Here is a 13,188-nt window from a genome sequence, read left to right as displayed (position 1 = left end):
GCCGCGCCCCGCTCTTCAGGAACAGCAACATGACACTACGCTTGAGCCGCCGCGCGTACGCGGAAATGTTCGGGCCGACGACGGGCGACCGCGTCCGGCTCGCCGACACCGAACTGCTGATCGAGATCGAACGCGACTTCACGACCTACGGCGAGGAAGTGAAGTTCGGTGGCGGGAAGGTGATCCGCGACGGGATGGGCCAGTCGCAGCGCGTGGCCGCCGACGTGCCCGACACGGTCATCACGAACGCGGTGATCCTCGATCACTGGGGCATCGTGAAGGCCGACATCGCGATCAAGCACGGCCGCATCGCCGCGATCGGCAAGGCCGGCAACCCCGACATTCAGCCAGGCGTGACGATCGCGATCGGCGCGGCGACCGAAGTGATCGCCGGCGAAGGGCTGATCGTGACGGCCGGCGGCATCGACACGCACATCCACTTCATCAGCCCGCAGCAGATCGACGAGGCGCTCGCATCGGGCGTCACGACGATGCTCGGCGGCGGCACCGGGCCGGCCACCGGCACCAACGCGACGACCTGCACGCCGGGCCCGTGGCACATGGAGCGGATGCTGCAGGCCGCCGACGGCTGGCCGATCAACCTCGGCTTCCTCGGCAAGGGCAATGCCAGCCTGCCGGAGCCGCTCGTCGAGCAGATCGCGGCCGGCGCGATCGGGCTCAAGCTGCACGAGGACTGGGGCACGACGCCCGCCGCGATCGACAACTGCCTGTCGGTCGCCGACGACACCGACACGCAGGTTGCGATCCATACCGATACGCTGAACGAAGGCGGCTTCGTCGAATCGACGGTCGCCGCGTTCAAGGGCCGCACGATCCACACGTACCACACCGAAGGCGCGGGCGGCGGCCACGCGCCCGACATCCTGAAGGTGTGCGGCGAGTCGAACGTGCTGCCGTCGTCGACCAACCCGACGCGCCCGTACACGATCAACACGCTCGACGAACATCTCGACATGCTGATGGTGTGCCATCACCTCGATCCGTCGATCGCCGAGGATCTCGCGTTCGCCGAATCGCGGATCCGCCGCGAGACGATCGCGGCCGAGGACATCCTGCACGATCTCGGCGCGCTGTCGATGCTGTCGTCCGATTCGCAGGCGATGGGCCGCGTCGGCGAGGTGATCATCCGCACGTGGCAGACCGCGCACAAGATGAAGGTGCAGCGCGGCGCGCTGCCGGAAGACGGCGCGCGCAACGACAACTTCCGCGCGAAGCGCTACGTCGCGAAGTACACGATCAACCCGGCGCTCACGCACGGCATCGCGCACGAAGTCGGCTCGATCGAGCCCGGCAAGTGGGCCGACCTCGTGCTGTGGGAACCGGCGTTCTTCGGGATCAAGCCGTCGATGATCCTGAAAGGCGGGATGATCGCGATGGCGCAGATGGGCGACCCGAACGCGTCGATCCCGACGCCGCAGCCGGTCCACTACCGCGAGATGTTCGCGACGCGCGGCGGGGCGCTCGCGCGCACGTCGCTGACCTTCGTGTCGCAGATGGCGGCCGACGCGGGCATCGCGGAACGCTACGGCCTCGCGAAGCGGATCGTACCCGTGCGCAACTGCCGCAACGTGACGAAGGCCGACATGATCCACAACGCGTGGCGCCCGTCGATCAGCGTCGATCCCGAAACCTACGACGTGATCGCCGACGGCCAGTTGCTGACCTGCGAGCCGGCAACGGTGCTGCCGATGGCCCAACGCTATTTCCTGTTCTGATTGCCGGTTTTCCGTTTCATGCGCACCCTCGACAAACGCATTGCCCCGAACGTGAAACTCGCCGCGTCGCTCGTCGCGCGCGCGCCGACGCTCACGCTCGCCTATGACGCCCGCTGCAAAAGCCGCCTCGCGGCGACGCTCGACACCGGCGAGGACGTCGCGGTCCTGCTGCCGCGCGGCACGGTGCTGCGCGACGGCGACGTGCTCGTCGCCGACGACGGCGCGCTCGTGCGCATCGCAGCGGCCCCCGAGACCGTGCTGCTCGTGCGCGCGGCCGATCCGCTCACGCTGATGCGCGCCGCGTATCACCTCGGCAACCGCCACACGCCGGTCGAGATCGGCGACGGCTACCTGAAGCTCGAAGCCGACCCGGTGCTCGCCGACATGCTGCGCCGGCTCGGCACGCAGGTCGAGGAGACGCAGGTGCCGTTCCAGCCGGAAGCCGGCGCGTACGGCGGCGGCCACAAGCACGGGCACGACGCGACGTTCGCCGAGGATTACGCGCTCGCGCAGCAGGTATTCGGCGAACATCACGGGCACTCGCACGATCACGATCACGATCACGATCATCAGCATGGTTCCGGATGCACGCACGGCCACGGCCATGACCACCACTGAACTCGTCGCGCTGCTGCACCTCGCGTCGCCGGCGCTGCCGATCGGCGCGTACAGCTATTCGCAGGGCCTCGAAGCGGCACTCGACGCAAACCTGATCCGCGACGCCGATTCCGCGCGCGACTGGATCGCCAGCGGCCTGACCGACGTGCTCGCGCACGGCGAGTTGCCGTTCCTCGCGCACCAGCTCGCGCGCTGGCAGGCGCACGACACGCGCGCGCTCGCCGCCGAAAACGCGTGGTTCGTCGCGAGCCGCGAATCGGCGGAACTGCGCCGCGAAACCGAACAGATGGGCTGGTCGCTCGCGCAGCTGTGCGCATCGCTCGAATGGGGCGATGCCGCGCGCCGCGCGACGCTCGCGTCGCTGTCGCCGGTCGCGCTGCCGACCGCGTTCGCCTACGCAGCCGCCACGCACCACGCCAGCGCCGACGCGACGCTCGCCGCATACGCATTCGGCTGGGTCGAGAACCAGACGTCCGCCGCGCTGAAGGCCGTGCCGCTCGGCCAGCTCGCCGGACAACGCATCATCGTCGCGCTGCGCGGCGCGATCGACGCGGCCGTGCGCCGGGCGCTCGCGACGCCGCCCGACGCCATCAACACGTTCGCGCCGCAGCTCGGCATCCTGTCCGCGCGGCACGAGACCCAGTACTCGCGGTTGTTCCGCTCCTGAACCCCCTCGCCAGACCATGAACGCACCTGCTCCCTCCTCCGCCCGCCGCACGAAGAAACTGCCGCCGCTGCGCGTCGGCATCGGCGGCCCCGTCGGCTCCGGCAAGACCACGCTGCTCGAAATGCTGTGCAAGGCGATGCGCGAGCGCTACGACCTCGTCGCGATCACCAACGACATCTACACGAAGGAAGACCAGCGGCTGCTGACGGTGGCCGGCGCACTGCCCGAGGAGCGCATCATGGGCGTCGAGACGGGCGGCTGCCCGCATACGGCGATCCGCGAAGATGCGTCGATCAACCTCGAGGCCGTCGACCGGATGCTGGCGCGCTTTCCCGACGCCGACATCGTGTTCATCGAATCGGGCGGCGACAACCTCGCGGCGACCTTCAGCCCCGAACTGTCCGACCTGACGATCTACGTGATCGACGTCGCGGGCGGCGAGAAGATTCCGCGCAAGGGCGGCCCCGGCATCACGAAGTCCGACCTGCTCGTGATCAACAAGACCGACCTCGCGCCGCTGGTCGGCGCGAACCTCGATGTGATGGCGTCCGACACGCGGAAGATGCGCGGCGAACGGCCTTATGTGATGACGAACCTGAAGGCGCTCGAAGGCGTCGCGGACGTGATCGCGTTCATCGAGAAGAAGGGTTTGCTGACGGTCTGAGCAGCGTGGCGGCGACACTCGACGCCGCCACGCGCACCGGGGCGGCCTTGCGCCGCCCTTCGTCGATTCGTCCCACTCGTTCTATTCGTCGTCCGACGTGCCCGGCGCGTCCTGCGGCGTGCGCGCGCCGCGCTCGGCGGGCGGCAGCAGCGCCGCGAGCACGTCGACCGTACGCGCCGTCGCGCCGCGGTGACGCGACGCGAAAGCCGCGCCGGCCGCGCCCATCGCGACGCGCCGCGCCTTGTCGGCGAACAGCGCATCGAGCACGTGCGCGAGATCGAGCGGATCCGCGACCTGCATCGCCGCACCGGCCGCGACCGCGTCGGCGGTCGCCTGCGTGAAGTTGAACACGTGCGGCCCGATCAGCACCGGCACGCCCACCGCGCACGCTTCGATCAGGTTCTGGCCGCCGAGCGGCAGCAGGCTGCCGCCGATGAACGCGATATCGGCGGCCGCGTAATACGCGCCGAGTTCGCCCATCGAATCGCCGAGCAGGACCGTCACGTCGCCCGGCAGCGGTTCGGCAGCCGGCCGGCCGGCCGCGAGCGCGGCCGCGTCCGCCGCCCAGACGGAACGCCGTACACATTTGAGCCCGCTGCGCGCGACGAGCGCCTCGACCTCGGCGAAACGCTGCGGATGACGCGGCACGAGCACCAGCAGCGCGTCGGGCGTACGCATTTCCGCGAACGCCTGCAGCACCAGCGCCTCTTCGTTCTCGCGCGTGCTCGCGGCGACCCACACGGGCCGCGCGCCGATCGCATCGCGCCACGCATGGCCGCGTGCCGCCAGTTCCGGCGGCGTCGTCATGTCGAACTTCAGGTTGCCGAGCACCGTCACGTTGCGCGCGCCGAGCGACGTCAGCCGCTCCGCGTCGGCCGGACTCTGCGCGAGCACGCGCGAGAAGCCGCCGAACACATCGCGCGTCGCCGCGCCGAACTTCGCCGCGCGCCGGAACGAACGCGCGGACATCCGCGCATTGGTCAGCACGAGCGGCACGTCCGCGCGGCGGCACTCGTCGATCAGCGTCGGCCACACCTCGGTTTCCATCACGAGGCCGAGCGTCGGCCGCCACGCGCGCAGGAAGCGCCGCACCGCGCCCGGCATGTCGTACGGCAGGTAGCAGCGCAGCACGCGATCGCCGAAGATCTGTTCGCCGGTCGCGCGGCCGCTCGGCGTCATGTGCGTGAGCAGGATGCGCGCATCGGGGCGCGCATGCATCAGCGCGTCGATCAACGGCTGCGCGGCACGCGTCTCGCCGACCGACACCGCATGTACCCAGATCAGCGGCGCGCGGTCGTCGCGCAAGCGGCCCGCAACGTGACCGAAGCGTTCGCCGATATGCTCGCGATAACCGCGCTCCTTGCGCGAGCGCACGTAGAGCCGGATGACCGCGGCCGGCGCGACGAGCCACCACAGCGCGCGATAGATCACCCTCAGCATGCGGCGGCCCTCGTGTTGCGTCGAAGCAGGTGCGCGCTCAAACCAGCGCCCTGCCCGTCAGGCGTTCGAGAATGCCGAGCGGCGCGCATTCGCGGCGGACCATCGCGTCGACCGGCAGGAAGAACGTCTGTTCGAGCATGAACTGGCCGGACATCACAGCGTGCGAAGTCTGATCGGAGAAACATATCCACACGCAACCCGGCGGAAACGGCATCGTCTCCTGCGGGCTCGTCTTCTGGTAGTCGAGATCGGCCTTCATGCTGTCGTGCAGGTTCAGCATCAGGTGGTCGTATGCGCTGCGCGGCGACTTCGTCACGTGCAGCAGGTTCAGCAGCCACGCGGCGCCCGGCAGTTGCGGCCTGATCGACGGCAGGAAGCGCTTCGCGACGTCCTCGAACGGCTCGCCGACGCGCCAGACGCGCGGCACGCCGGCCGGGTTCACGTTCGTGAACACGCGCAGGATGCGCTCGCCGTAGTTCGGCCGCGACGGGAACGCGTCGACGTGCAGCCGGCTGTCGTCCTTGCGCCACGACGTCTGGCGCGTCTCGACCTGCATCAGCCGCAGGCTGGTCGGCGCGACGCGCAGCTTGCCGCGGTATTCCGGAAAGAGGCCGTCGACGAGCGTGCCGGCCTGCTGCTGGAAGCGCGCGACGAGCGCGCGCACGGCCGACTGCGTGACGCTGTCGCCGAGCACGCCGGCGAGCGTGCCGCCGTTCGGCGCGAGGCTGATGTTCTTGCGTTTCGGATCGGCGAGCGCCGGATCGAGCAGCGCTTCCTCGCCGCCTTCGATCGCGAAGCGCAGGTGCGGGAAATACAGCACCTTGCCTTCCTCGACCGCGGCCAGCAGCTGCTCGCGCGGCGCCGACAGGTTGTGCCCGCTCCAGTCGGCGGACGGGACTTCGATGATCTGGGATTCGCTCATGATCGGTTCGCGTGTGGGACAGCGTTACAGGAGACCGAAGCCCGCGAGCGCCGACTTCACCTGCGCGATCGACGGGGGCTGCCCCGCCGTGCCGAGATTGACGACGTTCGGCGACCAGTAGCCGCCGGTCCGCCAGGCCGTCGCGAAATTGTACAGTTCGACCGTCGGACGCTTCAGCGCGGCCGCGATGTGAACCAGACCTGTATCAACCCCGACGGTCGCGGCCGCGCCGTCGATCAGACCAACCACGGCCGGCAGCGACAGTTTCGGCGGCACGATCGCAGCATCGCCGAATTCCTTCGCGAGCCGCTCGCTGGTCGCGCGTTCCGCGTCGTTGCCCCACGGCAGCACGAGCGACGCGCCGCGCCGCACGAGCGCCTGGCCGAGTTCGATCCACGCGGCGTCCGGCCACTGCTTGTCGGCACGCGACGTCGCATGGACGAACACCACGTACGGCACCGGCAGGTTCAGGCCGAGCGCGGCCACCGCGAGCGCAGCCGCGCGCGTGTCGAGGCCGAAGTCGACCGGATCGGCCGGCGTCGGCGCGGGGTCGTTCAGCGCCGCCGCGACGAGTTGCCGCGACCGCTCGACGACGTGCGTCCGTGGCGCGATCGGCACGCGCTTCGCATAGAAGAAGCGCACCGGCCATTCGTAGCCGGCGCCATCGGTGCGGTTGCCGAGCCCGACCAGCGGGCCGCGCGCCCAGCTCGCGACCCAGGCCGTCTTGATGAGGCCCTGGCAGTCGATCACGAGATCGTACTGCTCGGCCGCGAGACGCTTGCGGAATGCGCGGATCTCGCGCCACGTGGCGCCCGAGAACGGATTCTTGCGCCAGCGGCGCAGCGAGAACGGCAGCACGTTGCGCACGCCGTCGACGAGCCGCACGAGGTCGACGAAGCTTTCCTCGACGAGCCAGTCGATCTGCGCGTCGGGGTGGCGGCGCCGGATATCGGCGATCACCGGCATGTTGTGCACGACGTCGCCCAGCGACGACACGCGCACGATCAGGATCTTTTGCACGCTGAAAAAACGCCGGCTGGCAGCCGGCGACAGGCATAAAGGGGGGATTTTATCTCGCCCGGCGGGGCGGACAGACAAAAAGCGGCGCACGCCCGTGACGTGCGCCGCTTTTCGGGAGAATCGCGGCCGACGAAGCTGCCGCGGCACCGCGGGCGGCCCGCAGGCCGCCGGCGCTCAGAACGGCAGCTTGACGTCCGGCTTCGCGGCCGTCAGCACACGGCGGAAGTCTTCCTGGATCCGCTTGAGCCCTTCCTGCGTCTCGGCTTCGAAGCGCATCACGACGACCGGCGTCGTGTTCGACGAACGCGCGAGACCGAAGCCGTCCGGGTACTCGACGCGCAGGCCGTCGATCGTCACGACTTCCTCGGCACCGTTGAACTTCGCCTCTTTCTGCAGCTTGTCGATCAGGCTGAAGTTCTCGCCTTCGTCGAGCCAGAGCTGCAGTTCGGGCGTGCTCATCGCGTCCGGCAGCGCATTGAGCAGCGCGCTCGGGTCGGCCGTCTTCGCGACGATCTCGAGCAGGCGCGCGCCCGTGTAGAGACCGTCGTCGAAGCCGTACCAGCGATCCTTGAAGAACACGTGGCCGCTCATTTCGCCTGCGAGCGGCGCCCCCGTCTCGCGCAGCTTCGCCTTCACGAGCGAGTGGCCCGTCTTCCACATCAGCGGCTCGCCGCCCTTCGACTTGATCCACTGCGCGAGGTGGCGCGTGCACTTCACGTCGTAGATGATCTGCGCGCCCGGGTTGCGCGACAGCACTTCTTCCGCGAACAGCATCAGCTGGCGGTCCGGATAGATGATCTGGCCGTCCTTCGTGACGACGCCCAGGCGGTCGCCGTCGCCGTCGAACGCGAAGCCGAGTTCGGCATCGGTGTCCTTCAGCGCCTGGATCACGTCCTGCAGGTTTTCCGGGTGCGCGGGATCGGGGTGGTGGTTCGGGAACGTGCCGTCGATGTCGGTGAAGCGTTCGACGAGTTCGCAGCCGAGCGCCTTGAACAGGCGCGTCGCGAGCGGGCCCGCGACGCCGTTGCCGGCGTCGACGACCAGCTTCAGCGGCCGCGCGAGCTTCACGTCGCCGACGATGCGCGCGATGTACTGATCGGCGACGTCGACTTCCTCATACGTGCCGCTGCCCGTCTCGAAGCGCTCGTCGACGATGCGGCGGTACAGCGCCTGGATCTGCTCGCCGTAGATCGCGGCGCCGCGCAGCACCATCTTGAAACCGTTGTAGTCGGGCGGGTTGTGGCTGCCCGTGACGACGATGCACGAATCGACGCGGCGCTCGCCGCCCTTCAGCGCCAGCGGCACGTTTGCCGCGAAATAGCCGACCGGCGTCGGCACCATGCCGACGTCGACGACATCGACACCGGCCGCACGCAGGCCATCGGCGAGCGCGCCGACGAGCTCCGGCCCGGACAGGCGGCCGTCGCGCGCGACGACGACCGCGTCGCCGCCCTGCGCACGCACTTCGCTGCCGAATGCGCGGCCGATCCCGCGCGCCGTATCGACGTCGAGTGTCTTGCCGACCACGCCACGGATGTCATATGCCTTAAAGATGGATTGGGAGATCATCGATTCTCTTCTCTCTCAGTTGCGTGCATGGAAAATTGTCTGGCTTGGCTGGCCGCCTCTCGCCGGTGCCGCGCATGATACATGCGGCCCCGCAAAACAAGGAACGGAACGGCTGGAGCGGTCGCGATCCCACTTATAATCGCGGGTTTCGATGACGCGCATACCGCCCATTTTAATGCCTAGCCGTCCCGCCGCCGCCAATCCGCAGCCTTCGGGCGCCCTGCCGGCCGCCCCGCACGCGCGCCGCCGCGCCGCATGCTGACGCGCTTCGGCAACCCGGACGTCGCGAAAGCCGTCGCGAACCTCGTCTGGCTGGGGCTCGAACGGCTCACGCAGATCGGCGTCGCGATCGCGATCAGCGGCCTGCTGGCCCGTTATTTCGGGCCAGATGTGTTCGGCAAATGGCAGTATGCGAATACGCTTCTCCTGGTACTCGCGCCGCTCACCTGGGTGTGCGGCGCGGAAATCCTCGTCCCGACCATCGTCCAGCGCCCGCCCGCCCAGCTCGGCGCGGTGCTCGGCAGCGCGTTCGCGCTGCGCATCGCCGTCTCGGTCGCCGCGCTCGCCGCGACCTGGATCGCGATCGCCGCGGGCGCGTTCGACCCGCTGGTCGGTGCGATGCTCACGGGTCTCGCCGTCACGATGGTGTTCCGCGAACCGTTCGTCGGCGTGATCAACGCGTGGCTGCAAAGCATGACCTACAGCAAGCCGCAGCTCGTCACCAGCATGGTCACGGCGCTCGCGAAGGCGCTGCTCGTGTGGCTGCTGGTCCGCGCGGCCGCCGGCCCCGCCCGCTTCGCGTGGCTGTGGGCGCTCGAGGCCGCCGCGATCGGCTTCACGCTGCTGCTGTACTACCGGCATCGTAACGGCGGCGCGCTCGGCTGGACGTTCGATAAACCGCTGTTCAGGCACTTTGCGACGGCCGGCACCGTGTTCTGGCTCGGCCTGATCTGCATGTACCTGTTCCTGAAACTCGACCGCCTGATGCTCGAGCGTCACGTGTCGTTCGCCGATCTTGGCCGCTATTCGGCCGCGCAGCAGCTCAACGAAAACTGGATCACGCTCGCGCTGATGCTCGCGCAGACCATCGCGCCCGCGTTCGTCTACCGCGTGCAGGACGTCGCGCGGCTGCGCCGCAACATCGTCCGCCTGATCGCGATGACGGCCGGCCTGATGACGGCCGGCGCGCTCGTGCTCGACGCGGCCGCCCCGCTGATCGTCGGCAAGGTGTTCGGCCACGGCTACGAGGCATCGGTCGACATCTTCCGCTGGGCCGTCTGGCTGTCCGTGCCGGCCGGCATCGAGGCGATAGGCAATCTTATCGTTCTCAAATATCAAGCAAAATTCGTGTTGCTGTCGAAATGGCTGCTCGCGCTGGCGATCGCCGCGGTCGTCAACCTGTTCGCGATCCCGCGGCTCGGCCTGTACGGCGCGCTCGTCGGGCTGGCGGCCGGCTACCTGGCCGCGGCCGCCGTCAACTTTTATTACATCCGTTTCAAGCTGCGAACATGACGTCCCCTGATTGCCCGCCCCCGCTCGACGACGTGGCCGTGCTGATGCCGGCCTACAACGGGCACGACGACGTCGTCCGGACCCTTGCGTCGTTTCGCGAGGATGCGCCCGTGCACGTGCTGGTCGTCGACGACGGCAGCACGCCGCCGATCGTCGCGCCCGACCTGCCGGGCCTCGCGATCGAGGTGCTGCGCATGCCGCGGAACGGCGGCATCGAGCGCGCGCTCGCGGCCGGCATCGACGCGCTCGCGGCGCGTGGCTTCCGCTATGCGGCCCGCATCGACGCGGGCGACCTGGCCGTGCCGCAGCGCCTCGCGAAGCAGCGCGCCTATCTCGGCGCCCACCCGAACGTCGCCTGCGTCGGCATGTGGACGCAGGTCGTGTCGCGCGCCGGCGAACCGCGTTTCATGCTGACGCCGCCCGCCGATCCGCGCACGCTGCGCCGCACGCGCTTCCTGCGCTCGCCGCTCGTGCATCCTTCGGTGATGCTGCGCATCGACGCCGTGCGGGAAGTGGGCAACTATCGCGAGAAATACCGCGCGGCCGAGGATCTCGATCTTTTTTTACGGTTAATGCAACGCTACGATTGCGCGAACCTGCCGGAACTCGGCCTGTATTACGAACTGAACGAGGGCGGGATCAGTGCGACCAAGCGCCGGCGCCAACTGGTGTCGACGCTCACGCTGCTGCTGAGCCATTTCAACGCGCTGAACCCGTACGACTGGGCCGGCCTCGCCAAGAACCTGCTGCATTTCGTGACGCCGTACCGGACGTTGCAGCGGATCAAGCAGACGCTGTTCGCCGCGCGGCCGTCCGCCTGACGCCGATCCGGCATTTACGACGCTTTATTTTTTTCTTTTTTCATGTCCGCCACTTCCCCGCTGCGCATCGCGCTCGTCTGCAACACGGCCTGGGCGATCTACACGTATCGCCACGGGCTGATCCGTGCGCTCGTCGCGCGCGGCGCCGAGGTCGTCGTGATCGCGCCGCACGACCGCACGGTGCCGTTGCTCGAGCAGATGGGCTGCCGCTACGTGAAGCTCGCGGTCGCGTCGAAAGGCACGAGCCCGCGCGAGGATCTCGGCACGCTCGCGGCGCTGGTGCGCCACTACCGCGCGCTCAAGCCCGATCTCGTGTTCCATTACACGATCAAGCCGAACATCTACGGGTCGGTCGCCGCGTGGCTCGCGCGCGTGCCGTCGATCGCGGTGACGACGGGGCTCGGCTACGTCTTCATCCAGAAAAGCCGCGCGGCGAGCGTCGCGAAGCGCCTGTACCGGTTCGCGTTCCGCTTCCCGCGTGAAGTGTGGTTCCTGAACCGCGACGACCTCGCGACCTTCACCGACGAGCAGTTGCTCGCGCATCCCGAGCGCGCGCGGCTGCTGCACGGCGAAGGCGTCGATCTCGAGCAGTTCGCGCCCGTGCCGCTGCCCGCCGGCGACGCGCCCGTCTTCATCCTGATCGGCCGGCTGCTGTGGGACAAGGGCGTGCGCGAATACGTGGAAGCCGCGCGCATCGTGCGCGGCCGCTTCCCGAACGCGCGCTTCCAACTGCTCGGGCCGCTCGGCGTCGACAATCCGAGCGCAATCGGGCGCGCGGACGTCGACGCATGGGTCGGCGAAGGCATCGTCGAATATCTCGGCGAGGCGCACGATGTCCGCCCGCATATCGCGGCGGCCGACTGCGTCGTGCTGCCGTCGTACCGCGAAGGCGTGCCGCGCACGCTGATGGAAGCATCGGCGATGGGCCGCCCGATCGTCGCGACCGACGTGCCGGGCTGCCGCGACGTCGTCGCCGACGGCGAAACCGGCTTCCTGTGCCGCGTGCGCGACAGCGCAAGCCTCGCGGAGCAACTGCTCCGCATGATCGAACTCGGAACGGCCGGGCGCGACGCGATGGGCGCGCGCGGCCGGCGGAAAGTCACGGCGGAATTCGACGAGCAGCAGGTCGTCGAACGCTACCGGCAGACCATTCGTTCGTTGACCGGCATCACTCTCTGAAGGAGCGCATCAGCAATGACCGCTAAAGGCACCATCCTCGTTACCGGCGGCGCGGGCTATATCGGCTCGCACACGGCCGTCGAGCTGCTCGACAACGGCTACGATGTCGTGATCGTCGACAACCTCGTCAACAGCAAGGCCGAGTCCGTGCGCCGCATCGAGCGGATTACCGGCAAGACGCCCGCGTTCCATCAGGTCGACGTGTGCGACGAAGCCGCGCTCGCGAAGGTGTTCGACGCGCACCCGATCACCGGCACGATCCATTTCGCGGCGCTCAAGGCCGTCGGCGAATCGGTCGCGAAGCCGCTCGAGTACTACCAGAACAACATCGGCGGGTTGCTGGCGGTGCTCAAGGTCATGCGCGAGCGCAACGTCAGGCAGTTCGTGTTCAGCTCGTCCGCGACCGTGTACGGCGTGCCCGAGCGCTCGCCGATCGACGAATCGTTCCCTCTGTCGGCGACGAACCCGTACGGCCAGTCGAAGCTGATCGCCGAGCAGATCCTGCGCGATCTCGAGGTGTCCGATCCTTCGTGGCGCATCGCGACGCTGCGCTACTTCAACCCGGTCGGTGCGCACGCAAGCGGGCTGATCGGCGAGGATCCGGCCGGCATCCCGAACAACCTGATGCCGTATGTCGCGCAAGTCGCGGTCGGCAAGCTGGAAAAGCTGCGCGTGTTCGGCTCCGACTATGCGACGCCGGACGGCACCGGCGTGCGCGACTACATCCACGTCGTCGATCTCGCGAAAGGACACATCGCCGCGCTCGACGCGCTCGCGAAGCGCGACGCGAGCTTTGTCGTGAACCTCGGCACCGGCCAGGGCTACAGCGTGCTGGAAGTCGTGCGTGCGTTCGAGAAGGCGTCGGGCCGCCCGGTGCCGTACGAACTCGTCGCGCGCCGCCCGGGCGACATCGCCGAGTGCTACGCGAATCCGCAGGCCGCGGCCGACATCATCGGCTGGCGCGCGACGCTCGGGATCGAGGACATGTGTGCCGACCACTGGCGATGGCAGGAGGGGAACCCGCGCGGTTTTGTATAATC

General features: G+C 68.7%; 12 protein-coding genes. 8 read left to right on the top strand and 4 right to left on the bottom strand.

Features of this window, described 5'->3' with window-relative positions:
- Nucleotides 1-29 precede the first annotated feature (29 nt).
- Genes ureC through ureG form a run of 4 tightly spaced genes read left to right on the top strand, consistent with a single transcriptional unit; the run spans nt 30 to nt 3,685 of the window.
- On the top strand, nt 30-1,736 hold the full coding sequence (ureC, locus tag AC1VVG_RS04515; RefSeq protein ID WP_034187294.1) for an urease subunit alpha: 1,707 nt from the start codon (nt 30-32) through the stop codon (nt 1,734-1,736).
- A gap of 18 nt (nt 1,737-1,754) precedes the next feature.
- Entirely contained in the window at nt 1,755-2,354 is a 600-nt protein-coding gene (gene ureE, locus AC1VVG_RS04510) for an urease accessory protein UreE (protein ID WP_034187293.1), read from the top strand.
- Nucleotides 2,341-3,021, top strand: a complete 681-nt coding sequence (locus AC1VVG_RS04505) for an urease accessory protein UreF (RefSeq protein ID WP_034187292.1) — start codon at nt 2,341-2,343, stop codon at nt 3,019-3,021. Before ureE ends, AC1VVG_RS04505 begins: the two co-directional genes overlap by 14 nt.
- Before the next feature lie 16 nt (nt 3,022-3,037).
- Nucleotides 3,038-3,685, top strand: coding sequence for an urease accessory protein UreG (ureG, locus tag AC1VVG_RS04500; protein WP_034187291.1), 648 nt, complete (start codon nt 3,038-3,040; stop codon nt 3,683-3,685).
- A gap of 81 nt (nt 3,686-3,766) precedes the next feature.
- Here ureG and waaA read toward each other — a convergent pair whose 3' ends face one another.
- The 4 genes from waaA to AC1VVG_RS04480 form a co-directional block, all read right to left on the bottom strand.
- Complete coding sequence (gene waaA, locus AC1VVG_RS04495; RefSeq protein ID WP_034187290.1) at nt 3,767-5,125, bottom strand: lipid IV(A) 3-deoxy-D-manno-octulosonic acid transferase; 1,359 nt, start codon at nt 5,123-5,125, stop codon at nt 3,767-3,769.
- Between the two features lie 37 nt (nt 5,126-5,162).
- Complete coding sequence (gene kdoO, locus AC1VVG_RS04490) at nt 5,163-6,047, bottom strand: Kdo hydroxylase KdoO (protein ID WP_059557203.1); 885 nt, start codon at nt 6,045-6,047, stop codon at nt 5,163-5,165.
- A 24-nt stretch (nt 6,048-6,071) separates the two neighbouring features.
- Complete coding sequence (gene waaC / locus AC1VVG_RS04485) at nt 6,072-7,067, bottom strand: lipopolysaccharide heptosyltransferase I (protein ID WP_482835307.1); 996 nt, start codon at nt 7,065-7,067, stop codon at nt 6,072-6,074.
- A gap of 174 nt (nt 7,068-7,241) precedes the next feature.
- Nucleotides 7,242-8,636, bottom strand: coding sequence for a phosphomannomutase/phosphoglucomutase (locus AC1VVG_RS04480; protein ID WP_482835306.1), 1,395 nt, complete (start codon nt 8,634-8,636; stop codon nt 7,242-7,244).
- A gap of 255 nt (nt 8,637-8,891) precedes the next feature.
- Here AC1VVG_RS04480 and AC1VVG_RS04475 point away from each other — a divergent pair, with 255 nt between their 5' ends.
- Genes AC1VVG_RS04475 through galE form a run of 4 tightly spaced genes read left to right on the top strand, consistent with a single transcriptional unit; the run spans nt 8,892 to nt 13,186 of the window.
- Complete coding sequence (locus AC1VVG_RS04475) at nt 8,892-10,148, top strand: lipopolysaccharide biosynthesis protein (protein WP_482835305.1); 1,257 nt, start codon at nt 8,892-8,894, stop codon at nt 10,146-10,148.
- Nucleotides 10,145-10,969, top strand: coding sequence for a glycosyltransferase (locus tag AC1VVG_RS04470; protein ID WP_059557209.1), 825 nt, complete (start codon nt 10,145-10,147; stop codon nt 10,967-10,969). Before AC1VVG_RS04475 ends, AC1VVG_RS04470 begins: the two co-directional genes overlap by 4 nt.
- Before the next feature lie 42 nt (nt 10,970-11,011).
- Nucleotides 11,012-12,148: a glycosyltransferase family 4 protein gene (locus AC1VVG_RS04465; protein WP_069706991.1), complete on the top strand. Its 1,137-nt coding sequence runs from the start codon at nt 11,012-11,014 to the stop codon at nt 12,146-12,148.
- A gap of 15 nt (nt 12,149-12,163) precedes the next feature.
- Nucleotides 12,164-13,186, top strand: a complete 1,023-nt coding sequence (gene galE / locus AC1VVG_RS04460; RefSeq protein ID WP_034187283.1) for a UDP-glucose 4-epimerase GalE — start codon at nt 12,164-12,166, stop codon at nt 13,184-13,186.
- The last annotated feature ends 2 nt before the right edge of the window (nt 13,187-13,188 follow it).

It is taken from the genome of Burkholderia sp. L-4, assembly GCF_056856535.1.
Note: the sequence above shows the minus strand (reverse complement) of the source record. Positions and strands in the feature narration are given on the sequence as shown.